Source organism: Thermocrinis ruber (genome assembly GCF_000512735.1).
GTDB classification, from domain to species: Bacteria; Aquificota; Aquificia; order Aquificales; family Aquificaceae; genus Thermocrinis; species Thermocrinis ruber.
Genome location: NZ_CP007028.1, coordinates 1,148,138 through 1,162,703 on the forward strand (window position 1 = coordinate 1,148,138; position 14,566 = coordinate 1,162,703).

Here is a 14,566-nt window from a genome sequence, read left to right on the forward strand (position 1 = left end):
CTATGGACAAGTGGGAAAAATTTTTAATAGAGCTTTCAGATAGAGTTATTAAAGGGGAAAAGCTGGGTAGAGAGGAAGCCCTCGCCATTTTGCAAACGCCAGATGAATACATAGCCCTTTTGGTGTATCTTGCCCAAAAGGTCAAAAATCACTTTCATGAACCCAAGAAGGTGGAGCTATGCTCAATAATAAACGCCAAAAGTGGAGCTTGCTCAGAGGACTGTAAGTTCTGCGCCCAGTCTAAGTTTTATAAAACTCCCATAAATGTTTATCCTTTGGTGCCAAAGGAAGAGATTGTGGAAGGTGCCTACAGGGCAGTGGAGTTTGGGGCAAACAGATACTGCGTAGTTTTGAGTGGAAAGTCTGCTACACCGGAGGAGGTGGAAAGGATCAAAGAAAGCGTGGAGGAAATAAAAAAGGTAAAAGGTTTGCCCATAAATGTGTGCGTGTCTGCAGGCACACTGGATGAGGAGTCCCTCCTAAAGCTAAAATCAGCGGGTGTTAAAAGGATCAATCATAACTTGGAGACTTCCAAGAATTTCTTCCCAAAGATCGTCAGCACTCACACTTGGGAGGAAAGATATGAGACTATAAAGAGGATAAAAAAGGTTGGACTTTCCACCTGTTGTGGGGGTATCTTTGGAATGGGCGAGTCCGATGAGGACCGGGTAGATTTAGCTCTAACCTACAGGGAGCTGGAGGTGGATTCCATACCCTTGAACTTTTTGATGCCCATTGAGGGAACGCCCTTAGAGAAGGCACCGGGTGTGGAGCCATTGGAAGCCCTCCGTATAATTGCCATGTTTAGATTTACAAACCCAAGGGCGGAACTCCGGCTCTGCGGTGGGAGGGAACAAACCCTGAGAGACTTTTACGGCATGGCAATGTTAATGACCAACGCCATGATGGTAGGAGGCTACTTGACAAGGGCAGGAAGGGACATAAAGAAGGATTATCAGCTCATAAAAGACCTAAAGCTTGAAAGGCTTGAAAAGGTTTTGTAATGATCGAGGTCCTTGATGGCTATGAGAACATGCAAAAGGATTATGAAAACTTCCTGCGGGTTGAAGAGGGTGGAGGGCCTTTTTTTAGGATTTATCTTTGGAAGAAACCTGTAATCAGCTTGGGCTTTCACCAAGAATCAAGGGATTTTCCTGTGGATGTAGTAAAGAGACCTACCGGTGGTGGTGCCCTTCTGCATGGATGGGATATCTCCTTCTCGGTGGTGGACGCAAAGGAAATATGGGGCAAAAGCCCAAAAAAGATTTATTTAAGGCTTATGGGACTTTTAAAGGAGAGCCTTGAGCGTTTAGGTCTTTCCCTTGGGATTTCCAACTACGTAGGCTCTTACAGGGAATACTTTTGTATATTCCAGCCTACCTTTGGAGAGATTACACACAGGGGAAAGAAGTTGGTGGCCTGTGCTATGAGGATGGGAAAAAGGGGCTTTTTGCTCCATGGGAGCCTTTTCTGGACTTTGGACTATCTCAAGGCTGAGCAGATAATGGGTATCCCGAGTGAAAGGCTCAGGGATAGGATGATCACATTTAAGGAGCTATCAGTATCTTGGGAGGAACTCCTGAAGGCTGTTGAGGATTTTTTCACAAGGATTCTGGTCTGCAAAACGAGTTATAGCCTTTGAAAATTCCTCCCTGTTGGAAAGGATCTTTTCCAAAAGCTTTAGAACAGTGTTAAGCTCAGCTTCCTCTTGCCTTATAACCAATCCACCTCCAAGCCCTTCTATCTCCTTGGCGTTGTAATACTGATGGTCTCTGATTGCATGAGGAAAGGGAACAAACAGGGCAGGAACTCCGTAGAGGGAGAGCTCAGTTATGGTGCTTGCACCAGCCCTACTTAGGGCTAAATCGCAAGCCCTGTAGATTAGGCCCATGTTTTCGGTAAAGGGCAGGACTAAGACGGGCATGTTTTTGTAGGCATCTTTGAACCTTTCGTAATCCTTCTCTCCCGTTATATGCACACCTTGGAAATCCGTTTTTTTAAATATCTCAAAGGCTAAGTTGTTTAGAAAGACAGCGCCCTGACTGCCACCCATCACCAAGAGGGTTGGCTTGTCAGAAAGGTTTAACAACGCCCTTGCCTGTTCTTTGGAGAGCTTTAGCCCATCTATTAGAGCCCTTCTTACTGGCAAGCCCGTTTTTACGACCTTTTCCTTTGGAAAAAACTTTTTGGAGTATTCAAAGGATACAAACACCCTTTTGGCAAACCTGCTGAGAAGTTGGTTGGTAGTACTTGGGATAGAGTTCTGCTCGTGAAGAAAGAGGGGAGTTCCTCTTAGCACAGAGGCAAGACCAAGGGGAAGGCTCGCATAGCCACCAAAGATAATGCTAACATCCTTCCTTTCAAGCTTTGGCAGAAGAAACAAAGAGGAAGAAAAGATACTATAAAGGGACCTTAACTTTTCTACGGGGGACCTTCCAAAAAAGGGATAGACTTTTAAAAATTTTCCCTCCACCGGCAGTAAATGGCTAAGTTTTCTTTCTATACCTCTCTCCGCACCTACGAACTTACAGGGAATTTCCCTCTCCAAAAGGCACTCTATTAGGGCCAACGCTGGAAAAAAGTGTCCTCCTGTGCCACCGCCTGCAACGTAAAGCATTTCAAAGAGAATACCACACCAAGCCTAAGTATTCCCTTAGGGCTTTGTAGCTGTCTGCAAAGACGCTCATTTTTGGCAAAAGGCTGTAGAGATTATACCTCATGTCCCTCTTAAAATCGGTAGGGTATGGAACTACATCCAAGCCCGCCTTTTGAAAGGAAAGCACCGCCCTTTTCATATGGTAAGCTGAAGTCACCAATATAATTTTTTTACATCTCAGTCTTTCGCAGAGCTTTTTTACCTCTTGGGCGTTTTCTGCTGTGTCTCTGCTATTCACGTCTGTGTGGATTTTACTTTTATCCACACCTAAGGTTAAGAGAAGTTCCTTCATGACTTCTGCCTCGGGCAAGACACCAATAGAGGTACCTCCCGAGAGTATGATGGGAAGGTCTGTCTGTTTGTGAAGCACAAAGCCCGTAAGCAGTCTCTTTGTGGAGTCCTCTTTGAGGATGCCCGTGTTGTAGGCACCACCACCTAAGATCACTATGGCATCTCCCTCCGGTTTGGAGGGCACAGGGTAGGCTTCTTCCAAAGGTTTATAAAGCACATCCTTTATGGGCTCTATTGAAAGCAGATAGACGAAAAGGGCAAAGGAAAAGGCAATAAGTTTTGCGAGCTTTCTCTTGGTCAAAATCCCAAGAAATGCAAAAGCTATTACCAAAAGCCCGGGTGGAAGGATAAAGTGGGTGATCAGTTTTTTCAGGAAGAACATCAGGGTCTTCTTCTGGTGGCAATGAGCACTTCTTCCACCTGCTTAGCCTTTGCCATGTCCATCAAAGAGACCACAAACTTGTGGGCGGTATCCTCGTCTGCTTCTATTATCAGTCTTTTTGGCTTTTTTTCTTCAAAAACAGTTGCCAACTCTTCCAAAGTAGTTCTTTTACCTTCGTAAAGGTATTCTCCGTTTTTCAGAACCTGAACCCTAAGCACTTGCGTGATCTGTCCTTTTTCGCCTTCTCTGGCAAAGGGAAGTTTGACTGCCAACAGGGTTATAGGTGACTGAAAGGCAAGCACCGCCAAAAAGAGGAAGACAGCCAAAAGGGTATCCACCAACGGAACCACATCTATGTATGCCCTTTCATCAAAGCTTAACCTACGCCTCCTCACGGTAATAACCTCACAAATTCCAACAGTTCCTCCTCCAAGCGGTTCAGAAGGCTACTTCCCCATATTCTAAAGACCCAATAGAAAAAGAGGGCTGGAATGGCAACCGCCAAACCCGTTGCTGCAGCTACCAAAGCTTCACCAATGCCCGACGCAAGAAGGTTCAGAGCAGTTTCAGAATGGTTTATGGAAAAGGCGTTGAATACCTTTATGAGTCCTGTAATAGTTCCAAAGAGACCGATCAAAGGAGAAAGGCTAGCAATTGTTGAAAGAAGGGCTAAGTTCTTTTCCACCTTTGGCACCAAAAGGTCAATCTCTGTTCTCAGGGCTTCTGTTAGCCCGTTCTTGGGAACCTTTCCACTTTTGAAGTCTTCCAAAACCCTCAAAAGGGCTTTGCTTCCCAGGGATGTGTCTAAGGAAAGCAGTTTGATTGCACCCTCAAGGTCTCCGTTCCTCAGCAAACTTTTTGCCTCTTTTAGGTTCTTTGAAAGAAAGTTTGAATAGCGCAGGTTTATCAACCTTTCTGTGGCTACAGCCCAGGAAACCACAGAAAGGAAAAGCAAAGGATACATAGCCAATCCGCCCGTCTTCAAAAGGGCAAATACTCCCTCCATCATCGCACCTCACATTTTGGAAGTTCCTTTTTCAACCTCTCAATTTTAACCCTTTCTTCCCGAGAAAGGGTGTTGGCATCAACCCTTTCAAGAAAACAGCTGGCATCCCTTCTCAAACGTAGCTCCAAAAAGATCTGGACACCCTCCAATATGGCTGAGTTGTATACCTGGGCACCTTTGTTGTTTAGGGATATATCCACAAGGTACTCAAGGGCTTCCATTGGCTTTCCTTCCGCCTTTAAGAGTTTTGCCATCTCCAACTTGGCTTTGGCGGAGAGGTTAATATCTTGGCTTTTTGTGAGGGCAGTCAAGATGTTTCTCTCCTTGGTATTTTCGTATATTTTCCATAAGGTGTTATCAAAGGAGGGACTTTTGTAGCCAAGGCTGATCAATTGGTTGGCAATGGCCTGGGCTTTGTCCCACCTTTTAATGTCTGCATAAATCTGCATTGCCCTTTCTTTATCTGACAGGTCTCCGCCTTCCAAGAGCTCTGCCATGCTTTGTTGATCTCCAACCTCTTCATATAGCTTTACAAGCTCCCTCCTTGCAATGGCAGACTCTTCGCTGTTTCCTTCCTTATACACCTTATAAAGGAGCACCGCTTTGTTTCTTTTATCCTCTTCAATAGATGCCAATTTTAGCAACGCTTTGTATTTTAAGGGCGAGTTTCCTTCAAAAAGCTCTACCAGGATTTTTTCAGCTTCTTTCTTTTCTCCTCTCTTTATGAGCAGGTCTGCCAACTGATACTTAAGCTCTGGGGCATAGGGAGAGTTAGGTTCCTTTTGAAGATAGCTCTTTATGAGCTTTTCTCTATCGCCTGGGGGCAATTCTCTTTCTTCCATTCCTAAAAGGGCCAAAGTAGCTTGGCTCGCCAACGGGTCCTCTGGAAAGTTCTTTAATATCTCCCAATAAGCTTCCTTTGCAGACTCCACCTTCCCCAGGTTATACAGGGCATCTCCAGTTTTCATGAGTGCCCGTGCGCCAAAGGGACTATCCTTCGGAACTTTTTTAAAGTAATCTATAGACCTCTCATACTCACCTTCCATAAAATAGCTCAGCCCCAAAAGGTATAGTTCTTCGGGAGAATTTTGTGTAAGGAAGCTCCTTGCCAAGGCGGGTTTGCCCAAAAAGAGGGCAGACTTTGCCTTTAAAAGCCTTGCCCTTGGATGGTCTATACCTCTAAGAACTTTTAAAACATCCTCGTACTTTTTAAGGTTGTAGTAGCACAATGCCCTGTAGTAGGGGTCTTCAAAGTAGCTTAAGGCGGAGAGCCAATCTCCTTTTCTAAAAAAGCTCCAACCCAAGTATTCCTTATAGAGCTCAGGATAGCGTTCCTTTACAGCCTTCAGTGGTTCCTCCATGGGCAAGTTAGCCCAATAAGCACTTTCCAAAAGCCAGAGGTAATCTTCTCTATCCTTTTCCCTTTTGCCCTCCAAAAGGCTATAGGCGGTTTTGTAGTCGCCCATTCTAATGGCAGAATAGACTGCGTATTTTATGCTTTTAGCTTCAAGAAAGTTGGAAAGGGCAAGCTGATAGTCCCCTCTGTTGTATGCTATAATTCCCGCAAGCTCCAAAAAGCTGGGGTCCTTGGTTATGCTGTATGTGATCCTTGCCAAAAGCACATCCCTTTGGGCTATTTGGGAGTAAAGGGAATTGGCGTATTCTCTGTTTATAGTCTCAAGGAGACTGGCATACTGATAAGCCCTGTTGGTATCCTTCTTCTGCAGGGCTATAAGCCCAAGGTAGTACAGGGCGACACTTCTGTAGGGTTTTGTGGGTTTTGAGTATTCAAGGAATACTCTTTCTGCCTCATCCAGCTTTCCTGTCTGAAAAAGAAGGATAGCCCTTCTCAGGGTGGTGCTGTCTTTGTATTCTTCTCTAACCTTCCCTTTAACGAAGTCCAAAACATAATCGCAATAGTTTTTAAACACAACCTCCTGACAGTTGGGCTCCCTGTAGGTTTTTTTCTCCTTAATCTCGTAAACGACACTCCACAGGGGGTTTTCGTTTTTAGGAACACTGCCCTTTAGCCCAAAGTTCAGGGCGTAATAGAGCTCGCAGGCGGAATCTCTGTATCTGTGGGGAACCCTACAGGAATTTTCAAAGAATTTGAGGGCTTCTGACCTTTGCCCCTCTTTAAGTTTCATAAGACCGAGCACATACTCCGCCATAGGTCTATAGGGGGAGGGCATTGTTAAAATTGAGCTGAGTTCCCTTTCTGCTCTAAGAAAATCACCCTTAAGGTAGTAATCAACCCCAAATTTGTATGCGATGGCATCCTTGGGTTTCCCACAGCTCAAGCCATTTCCTTCCACTCTAGCAACGGGTATAAACTCCATCTCCTTTGGAGGTTCTAAAAGCCTTGGGGACAAATCCATGGGCTCGGACACCTTCAGTGGAAGGTTCTGAGGGGGGCTCAGTTTGGGCTTTTCCTCCACCTCTTTGGCTACTATCTCCACCTGAAGGTCAAACTCCTTCTTTATCTGCGAGAAAGCTATTAGCAACAAAGATAGACTAAAGAGCGTGATGAGCCTGAACATACCATTCTCCTAAGTGGCAAGTTATGTTTAACTTTACTATAACGTTTCTTTTTTCTTCCATATGCACCAAGCTATAGCTGGCGTTATCACAGCCAAAAACCCAAAACTTTGAAAGGTCTATGTTCAAGAGGGCACAGAGCATAGCCCTTATGGGAACCGTGTGGGAAACTATAGCCACCGTTTGTCCCCAGTGTTTTTCTCTTATAAACTCTAAAAAGTCCTTTACCCTCTTGAAAACATCTTGCAAAGATTCGCCCCCTTCAAACTTTACCCGGTGCGGTTCCTCAAGCCACATTCTGAAATCCTCCGGAAATCTTTCCTTTACCTCCTCCACAAGCATGCCAGACCAAACCCCATGGTCTATCTCTATGATCCTTTTGTCCTCTATAATCTCTAACCCATGCCTTTTGGCGATCTCTTGGGCAGTTTGATAGGTTCTCTTCAGGGGGGAAGAGTATATAACATCTATCTTTTCCTTCTCCAGAGCCCTACCCAAGAGCTCTGCCTGTTTTAGCCCGCGCCCAGAAAGCCCAGGGTCCAAAAGTCCCTGATACCTACCTATTGGGTTCCACTCGCTCTCTGCGTGCCGAATTATAAAGAGCTTTACCACAACCCGCCCTCTGTTAGCACCTCAGAGTAAGCCTTCACACCCTCACCCAGACCATCAAACAAGCCAAGCCTCTTTAACACCACCTCCAACATACCCACCAGCATGAGCCCATCCTTTGGGTCTACGCCCATATGGGATATCCTGAATATTTTACCCTTTAGCCCATCCTGCCCGCCAGCAACCCTCACTCCATACTTCAAAAGGAGCCTTCTTATGTCCTCTGCCATTGGGGAAAAGACTGAAGAAACTGAAATGGAGGGCTTTTCTGCAAAGGGCTTTAGTCCAAGCACCTCCACCGCCCTAAGCGTAGCCTTTGAGATCAGCCTGTGCCTGTTTTCCACCCTTTCCATACCCTCCTCCAGGAGCATGCTGAGGCTTTCCTTTAGGGCTAAGATCAGGCTTATGGCGGGCGTCCAGGCAGTCTGTCCCTCCATCTGTTTTTTTAGCTCCTTCTTTACGCTAAAGTAAAAGGCACGGTCCTTTAGCCTTCTTTCTGCCCTTTGAGAAAACCAAAGCACCGAAAGTCCCGGAGGCAAAAGAAGGGCTTTTTGGGAGCCACCAACTAAAACATCAATGCCCCATTGGGAGGGCACGATCCTATACACACCCAAGGCGGTTATGGCGTCTGCTACCAATAATACCTCCCGATCCCTACACAGCTCCCCGATCTCCTTTGTGGGATGGTAGGCACCAGTGGAGGTCTCTGAAATTTGCAAAAGGACACCCCTACAATCTGCATGCTTGTCCAAAAGCTTTTTTACTTCCTCCGGGTCGGCGGATTTACCCCACTCAACTTTATACTCTATGGGCTCTAAGCCCCAGTGTTTTGCCAGATGTAGCCATCTTTCCCCAAACTTTCCACCGTTTATAACCAGAACCTTTTCCCCCTGCCCGAAGAAGTTCAGAATGGCAGACTCCATGGCACCGGTGCCCGAGCTGGCAAAGAACACAAAGTTTTCAGAGTCCTCCTCCAACAGCCTCTTAAAGAGTTCTCTGACCTCCAGAAAGCTCCTTTTGAACTCCTCCGTTCTGTGATGGATGATCTGCTCCCCTAAAACCTTCCTTACCCTTTCGGGAATTTCCACAGGACCGGGTGTAAAAAGCCTTTCTTTCATCTTTCCCTTTCTCCTCTTATGAACTCCTCTACCATCCTCTTTGCCTGCCAGTCAGGATATTGGATGGGTGGATGCTTCATGGTGTAGGCACTTATGGAATACAAAGGACCGCCTATGCCCCTATCCCTTGCCAACTTACAGCACCTTATGGCATCTATCATAGAGCCCGCACTGTTTGGCGAGTCCTCCACATCAAGCTTCAGCTCCAAGGATATGGGCACATCACCAAATATCCTTCCCTCCAACCTTATGTAAGCGATCTTTCTATCCTTTAACCAGGGTACCCAGTCGGAAGGTCCTATGTGTATGTTTTGGTCTCCTATATCGTAAGGAAGCAGAGACTCTACCGCTTGGGTTTTTGAAACCTTCTTGGTTTTTAGCCTGCTTCTTTCTAACATGTTCAAAAAGTCTGTGTTTCCGCCAAAGTTTAGCTGGTATGTGCGATCTATCTTTACGCCCCTGTCCAAAAATAACTGCACCAGGGTTCTGTGTACTATGGTTGCACCCACCTGGGACTTTATATCATCTCCCACCACTGGTATGCCTTCACTTTCAAACTTCTTTGCCCACTCTGGGTCAGAGACTATAAAGGTAGGCATACCGTTTATAAAAGAGACACCCGCCTTCAGGCACGCAGTAGCATAAAACCTCGCAGCCTCCTCTGAGCCTACGGGCAAATAATTTATGAGTATCTCTGCACCGGTATCCTTTAGCACTTTAACCACATCCTCCAGTTCGTCTTCTTTTTCATCTGCAAGCACAAAGGTCCTGTCGGGTGGGTAATTCTTCATATGCTCCGCAAAGCCATCCAAGACCTTTCCCATACGCACCTTTACACCAGTCTTTGGCACGTTTGGTTCAAAAATTGTGGTGCAGTTGGGTGGAGAAAAGATCGCCTCTGAGACGTCCTTTCCTACCTTTCTTGCGTCTATGTCCCACGCAGCCACCACTTCAATATCCCAAGGTTTGTACCCTCCTACGTCCTCAAACATTAAACCGCTTACTCCTTGACCTTGATTTCTTTGGTAGTAATAGATACCCTGAATCAAAGCACTTGCGCAGTTGCCCACACCCACTATTGCCACTTTGATTTTTTTACCCATTCCAAACCTCCAAGAAGCTTAAATAACTATTATACGAAGACCTAACCCTTTGGTACACTATAAAATAAGCCTATCGCCCTCGCACCTACAAGAGCCACAATTCCCAAGGACCAAAAGAATACATCCATCCCAGAAAGCTTTCCTTCAAAGAGATGCAGCATAAACTCCCTTATAAGAAAGGCTATTAGGACTTCTAATAGTATAGCCACCCTAACCCTTTCGTGTTCAAAAAATTCTATAAAAGCCCTTATAAGCTCAAGCACTATAATCAAAGAGAGTACGTTGGTAACCAACTCTTTAAAACCCAATCTGACCGTAGCTTCTGTGATGGTAAGACCAAGCTCTGAGACAGTCCTGAATATACCTACAAAGAGCCCGATTATGAGGGTTATTATGGTTATATTAAAAGCCAGTCTAACAAACTGCTTGTATAGTTTAGATATGGTCTCTTGGAACATTTCCCACTGGTTTATTTTAATGTAGAAAACTTCCACAAGGGTATGTTTTCCTTATCTTATTTTTTATGCTGGTTAGGCTGAGCATAGATAAGTTCCTTCTCATAGAAGGGCAGGAGCTCTTCTTTGACAGAGGTCTCAATGTGATCACAGGAGAGACGGGAACAGGAAAGTCCATGACCTTTTCTGCCCTTTCGTTTTTGATAGGGGAGCAGGGGGATTACGAGGAAGGCACTGCCGTGGAGGCGGAGATAGTCTTAGAGGATGAAGAGTTCATCCTAAGAAGGGAGATAAACAGAGGAAGGAGTAGGTTTTACCTCAATGGGCTCAGTAGTACCCAAAAGGTGGTCAAGGAAATCCTCTCAAGGGCTTTACTTTTTCAAAAGCAGGATGACAGGCTAAGAATTTTAAGAAGGGACTTTCAGAGGGATGTCTTCGATAAAAGCATGGGAGCCATTGAACTGAGAAGGGAGTTTGAAAAGATCTATCAGCAATTAAAGGAGGTGGAAAAGGAGTTGGAGCAACTTGCCCACCTGGAGAGGGAAAAGGACCTCCGGCTTAGAATACTCAAGGAGGAACTAAGGGATATTGAAAAGGTGGGATGGTCGGAGGAGGAGTACAAGAGGGCTTTAGAGGTTCTAAAAAAGTACGCAGAAGGGGAGAGGATCAACAGGCTATCCCTTGAGGGGATTGCACTGTTGGACGAAGCGTTAATACCCAGTCTGAAGAACTTGGCAAAGCTCTTGGAGGGCTTGGGGTTGAGCCAAGAAAGAGAAAGCCTCACGCAAATTCAGGAGGAATTTCTTGAACTCAGAAAAAGGCTCTCCAACCTTTATGAAAGCTGGGACCTTGAGGAGATAGACCGACTCAACCAGAAGGTCTTTGCGGTGCAGAGCTTAGAAAGAAGATACAAAAAGAGCTACAAAGAAGTTTTAGAGTTTGCCAAAGAGCTCAAAGAGGAGATAAAAAGGTTAGAAAGTATAGAACTGAACCTTGAGGAGCTTCAAAGCAAGAGGGAAGGGCTAAGGGCTAAGCTCAGAGAGGTGGGGCAAAGGCTCAGTGCCAAGAGAAGGGAAGAAAAGTCTGTTTTTGTAAGCATGGTAATGGATAGCTTGAAGGAGCTTGGTTTGGAAAAGGGCGTCTTTGATGTGCTCTTTGAAGAGAGGGAGGGACCCTTTGGCTTTGAGGATGTAAAGTTTTTGTTTTCTTCCTCCGGGGGAACACCCAAGGATTTGGCAGAGGTTGCCTCCGGCGGGGAAGTCTCCCGTTTAGCCCTGAGCTTGTTTTTGCTATCTCCTGTAGCCCAGACTTACCTTTTGGATGAGATAGATGTGGGCATAAGCGGAGAGACTTCCCTCAAAATGGCAAAGTTTTTGAAAAGACTATCCTCAAAGATGCAGATTGTAGCCATAACCCACTCGCCCGCCCTCGCTTCCGCAGGAGACAAACACTTTAAAACTTATCGGGAGGGCAACCAAGTCTTAATAAAAGAGCTTGAAGGGGAAGAGCGCCTGCAAGAGGTGGCAAGGCTCATGGGTATAATAAACGACCAAACCCTTAAAGGTGCGGTGGAGCTTATGAAGGAGGTGTGTGGTGTTTGAGGATGTCCTTCTGGCAAAGGAAAAAGTTGGAAGCTTTGTCCGTAGAAGGCTGGAGGAGTTTGAGAACTTGGGAAGGTTTGGAGAGACCTACTTTAACTTTAAGCCCTTTTTAGATGCGGAGTATAAGGCGGACCTATTCTCGGAACTTTGCTTTTGCTTGCTAACTGCCAACTCCTCCGCAAGCCTTGGCATAAAGGCACAGATGCAAATAGGAACAGAGGGATTTAAAACTTTGAGCTTGGAAGAGCTAACAGAAATTCTCTCTTCCCTTGGTCATAGGTTTGCCCGCCAAAGGGCAGAAAGGATCGTAAAGGCAAGGGAAAGCTTTCACAGAACCTTAGAGCTTTTAAAGAATGGCTCAAGCCCGCAAGAACTCAGGGACCTTCTAAGTGATGCTTGCTCCAAATACAAAGTGGAAGGCTTTGGGCTAAAGGAAGCGTCCCATTTTTTGCGAAACATCGGCTACAAGGATGTGGCAATAATAGACAGACACATATTCAGGTTTTTGAAAGAGAAAAAGCTCATTCCAGACTACAAAACCGTAACGAGGAAAATATACCTTCAGTCGGAGAAGGTCCTCAAGGAAGTGGCACAAGGGCTTGGCATGAGCTTGGCAGAACTTGACCTTTATGTGTTCTATCTAAAGACGGGAAAGGTGTTAAAGTAGGGCGAGCTTTTCTATGGGGATTTTTTTGAGGTTTTCAATCCCGTAGGGGTCTTCTACCCTTGGGATGCTGAGCCCTTCTGTGGGTTCTTCAGAGCAGTTTATAACCCTCTTTGTTTTTATGAAAGTGTTCTTTTCTAACATCTGTGCCTCTTGGAGGGCTAAGGGTTCCTGCCTTGCCACCGCAAAGAGCAATCCCTTTTCCCTTAAGGTTTCCGCCAAGAACTTTACCTTTTGGAGCCTTTCTTTGAGAAGTTGGGGTAGGTTTCTCTTTCTGTTCATAAACCGGTCTATCTCCTCCTGCCGATGGCTGAGCTGAACCAAAAACTCAAGCCACTCTTGAACCAAGTTTAGAGAGTCAAAGAACCTGAGCACCTGTCCAGTGGGCGCAAAGTCCAAAACCACATACTCATACTGGGGCAAGAGCTCAGAAAGTTTGTCAAAGACTGCAGTTTCCAAAGAGGTGGGAGAGGAGGAGATCAAGGACGCAAACCTTTTTGCACCCTCCAAGACAGAGGGAGAAAGAATCTCCTCCAAGCCCTTTAAAACCCTATCCACATAGCTCCGGGCTAAGCTTTGGGCATCAAGCTCCACTGCATAAAGATTTGGGAGAACTTGAGTAATACTGCTTCCTACCGATGTTTTGAGTATGCCAGAAAGAGAATGTGCCGGGTCCAAGGAAGCCAAAAGGGTTTTGCCCTTCTCAGAAAGCCACAGGGCTAAGGCACAGGCTAAGGTGCTTTTGCCAACGCCACCCTTCCCTCCAAACATATAAACCTTTTTTAACAGCACGGTAGAAAGTCAAGCTTTGAGTGTTCTATGCCCAAGGTTTTGTGCCAAAGGTGAAATTCAGACAAGAGCTCCGGATAAAGGTCCAAAAGGTATATACCTAAGGGATTGTCAAGACCGAACCATTCTAAGAACATAGAAAAGAGGAGGGCAGACCTCAGGTCCCTGAAGTCCGCCTCCACGGGTTTTTTAAAGTGAAGTTGGACAAACTCCGAAAAGAGTTCTCTTACTTTACGCTCAAGATCCACTGGGCAAGTTGCTTGGCTTCTGCGTCAGACACGTTCTGAGGAGGCATTGGTACAGAACCCCAAACGCCAGCACCGCCCTTCTTGATCTTACCCGCCAAGTAATCCACCGCATCAGGCTTGCCTGCATACTTCTTGGCTACGTCCGCGAAAGAAGGTCCCACCTTCTTTGCCTTCAGGTCGTGGCATGCCATACAGCCCTTCTGTTGGGCGAGCTGTTGGCTGGCAAAGGATACGCTTACAAGACCTACTGCTAATAGCATGAGAGCCTTCTTCATGTTCACACCTCCTAAATAAGGTTATTCTAGTGTATTATAATAGGAAAACCCACATGAAAAAATCATGAAAATTGGCGTCTTTGACTCGGGCGTAGGTGGGCTAACCGTTTTAAAAGCCCTAAGGGAAGAGTTGCCTTCCGTAGATTTTTTTTACCTGGGGGATACTGCCCGAGTGCCCTACGGTGGCAAGTCCAAGGAGACCATCCAAAGATACAGCCTTGAGTGTGCAGAGTTTCTTCTGTCCTTTGGTATAGAGCTATTGGTGGTTGCCTGCAACACTGCCAGTGCTTACGCCCTGGAGCTTCTAAGGGAGAGCTTAACCATACCCGTGATTGGAGTGGTCCAGCCCGGCGTTGAACAAGCCCTGAAGGTCTCAAAGACCAAGAGAATAGGTGTAATAGGCACGAGGGGTACCGTGCAAAGTGCGGTATATCAAAACCTTTTAAAGGAACAGGGCGCACAGCCCGTAGCCAAGGCTTGCCCCCTCTTTGTTCCCTTGGTGGAGGAGGGTATAATCAACGGCAAGATAGCCCAAAGTGTAGTGGAGTATTACTTGGAAGAGCTGAAGGGTAAGGTGGATACCCTCATACTTGCCTGCACCCACTATCCCCTATTAAAAGAGACCATAAGGGAGTACATGGGAGATGTGGAGATTGTGGATTCTGCCCAAGCGGTTGCCCAAGAAGTCAAAAAGTTGGCAAAGAACGAAGGGAATGGGACCCTGAGGCTCTTTTTTACCGACAACTCGCCCAACCTAAGCCATCTTATAAAGCTGATCCTTGGAGAGGAGCAAAGCTACGAGATCATACCTGTCCTTTGTAAGCTCTGAAC

At 46.0% G+C, this 14,566-nt stretch carries 17 protein-coding genes; 5 read left to right on the forward strand and 12 right to left on the reverse strand.

Features of this window, described 5'->3' with window-relative positions:
• Window positions 1-2 precede the first annotated feature (2 nt).
• Window positions 3-1,004 carry a biotin synthase BioB gene (bioB, locus tag THERU_RS06165; protein WP_025306407.1) on the forward strand — a complete coding sequence of 334 codons (1,002 nt, stop codon included), beginning with the start codon at window positions 3-5 and terminating at the stop codon, window positions 1,002-1,004.
• Window positions 1,004-1,642 (forward strand): lipoyl protein ligase domain-containing protein, encoded by a 639-nt coding sequence (locus tag THERU_RS06170; protein WP_025306408.1) that lies wholly within the window; start codon window positions 1,004-1,006, stop codon window positions 1,640-1,642. Before bioB ends, THERU_RS06170 begins: the two co-directional genes overlap by 1 nt.
• Here the strand turns inward: THERU_RS06170 and murG are convergent.
• The 9 genes from murG to THERU_RS06215 are packed head-to-tail and all read right to left on the reverse strand — an operon-like array spanning window position 1,559 to window position 10,197.
• A complete protein-coding gene (gene murG / locus THERU_RS06175) occupies window positions 1,559-2,617 on the reverse strand; it encodes an undecaprenyldiphospho-muramoylpentapeptide beta-N-acetylglucosaminyltransferase (RefSeq protein ID WP_025306409.1) in 1,059 nt (352 codons plus the stop codon). The genes THERU_RS06170 and murG overlap by 84 nt on opposite strands.
• Window position 2,618: 1 nt before the next feature.
• Window positions 2,619-3,329, reverse strand: coding sequence for a YdcF family protein (locus tag THERU_RS06180; RefSeq protein WP_025306410.1), 711 nt, complete (start codon window positions 3,327-3,329; stop codon window positions 2,619-2,621).
• The gene (locus tag THERU_RS06185; RefSeq protein WP_038532202.1) at window positions 3,329-3,724 is read right to left on the reverse strand and encodes an ExbD/TolR family protein; all 396 of its coding nucleotides are present in this window, start codon (window positions 3,722-3,724) and stop codon (window positions 3,329-3,331) included. Before THERU_RS06185 ends, THERU_RS06180 begins: the two co-directional genes overlap by 1 nt.
• Window positions 3,721-4,338 carry a MotA/TolQ/ExbB proton channel family protein gene (locus THERU_RS06190; protein WP_245565808.1) on the reverse strand — a complete coding sequence of 206 codons (618 nt, stop codon included), beginning with the start codon at window positions 4,336-4,338 and terminating at the stop codon, window positions 3,721-3,723. Before THERU_RS06190 ends, THERU_RS06185 begins: the two co-directional genes overlap by 4 nt.
• Complete coding sequence (locus tag THERU_RS06195) at window positions 4,335-6,875, reverse strand: tetratricopeptide repeat protein (RefSeq protein ID WP_025306413.1); 2,541 nt, start codon at window positions 6,873-6,875, stop codon at window positions 4,335-4,337. The genes THERU_RS06190 and THERU_RS06195 overlap by 4 nt, the downstream gene beginning before the upstream one ends.
• Window positions 6,850-7,485: a phosphoserine phosphatase PspA gene (gene pspA, locus THERU_RS06200; RefSeq protein ID WP_025306414.1), complete on the reverse strand. Its 636-nt coding sequence runs from the start codon at window positions 7,483-7,485 to the stop codon at window positions 6,850-6,852. Before pspA ends, THERU_RS06195 begins: the two co-directional genes overlap by 26 nt.
• Complete coding sequence (locus tag THERU_RS06205; RefSeq protein WP_025306415.1) at window positions 7,479-8,600, reverse strand: pyridoxal-phosphate-dependent aminotransferase family protein; 1,122 nt, start codon at window positions 8,598-8,600, stop codon at window positions 7,479-7,481. Before THERU_RS06205 ends, pspA begins: the two co-directional genes overlap by 7 nt.
• Window positions 8,597-9,703, reverse strand: coding sequence for an inositol-3-phosphate synthase (locus THERU_RS06210; protein ID WP_025306416.1), 1,107 nt, complete (start codon window positions 9,701-9,703; stop codon window positions 8,597-8,599). The genes THERU_RS06205 and THERU_RS06210 overlap by 4 nt, the downstream gene beginning before the upstream one ends.
• 41 nt (window positions 9,704-9,744) lie before the next feature.
• Window positions 9,745-10,197, reverse strand: a complete 453-nt coding sequence (locus THERU_RS06215) for a phosphate-starvation-inducible PsiE family protein (RefSeq protein WP_245565809.1) — start codon at window positions 10,195-10,197, stop codon at window positions 9,745-9,747.
• 29 nt (window positions 10,198-10,226) lie between these two features.
• Between THERU_RS06215 and THERU_RS06220 the strand changes: the two genes are divergently transcribed.
• Together THERU_RS06220 and THERU_RS06225 are read left to right on the forward strand one after the other, a co-directional pair.
• A complete protein-coding gene (locus tag THERU_RS06220) occupies window positions 10,227-11,759 on the forward strand; it encodes a DNA repair protein RecN (RefSeq protein ID WP_025306418.1) in 1,533 nt (510 codons plus the stop codon).
• Window positions 11,752-12,426 carry an N-glycosylase/DNA lyase gene (locus tag THERU_RS06225; protein ID WP_025306419.1) on the forward strand — a complete coding sequence of 225 codons (675 nt, stop codon included), beginning with the start codon at window positions 11,752-11,754 and terminating at the stop codon, window positions 12,424-12,426. Before THERU_RS06220 ends, THERU_RS06225 begins: the two co-directional genes overlap by 8 nt.
• Here the strand turns inward: THERU_RS06225 and THERU_RS06230 are convergent.
• The 3 genes from THERU_RS06230 to THERU_RS06240 are packed head-to-tail and all read right to left on the reverse strand — an operon-like array spanning window position 12,418 to window position 13,735.
• On the reverse strand, window positions 12,418-13,194 hold the full coding sequence (locus tag THERU_RS06230; RefSeq protein ID WP_051402158.1) for an ArsA family ATPase: 777 nt from the start codon (window positions 13,192-13,194) through the stop codon (window positions 12,418-12,420). The genes THERU_RS06225 and THERU_RS06230 overlap by 9 nt on opposite strands.
• A gap of 11 nt (window positions 13,195-13,205) precedes the next feature.
• The gene (locus THERU_RS06235) at window positions 13,206-13,460 is read right to left on the reverse strand and encodes a DUF7990 family protein (RefSeq protein WP_025306421.1); all 255 of its coding nucleotides are present in this window, start codon (window positions 13,458-13,460) and stop codon (window positions 13,206-13,208) included.
• Window positions 13,439-13,735, reverse strand: coding sequence for a c-type cytochrome (locus THERU_RS06240; protein WP_025306422.1), 297 nt, complete (start codon window positions 13,733-13,735; stop codon window positions 13,439-13,441). Before THERU_RS06240 ends, THERU_RS06235 begins: the two co-directional genes overlap by 22 nt.
• 64 nt (window positions 13,736-13,799) lie before the next feature.
• Between THERU_RS06240 and murI the strand changes: the two genes are divergently transcribed.
• Window positions 13,800-14,564 (forward strand): glutamate racemase, encoded by a 765-nt coding sequence (gene murI / locus THERU_RS06245; protein WP_025306423.1) that lies wholly within the window; start codon window positions 13,800-13,802, stop codon window positions 14,562-14,564.
• Window positions 14,565-14,566 lie beyond the last annotated feature (2 nt).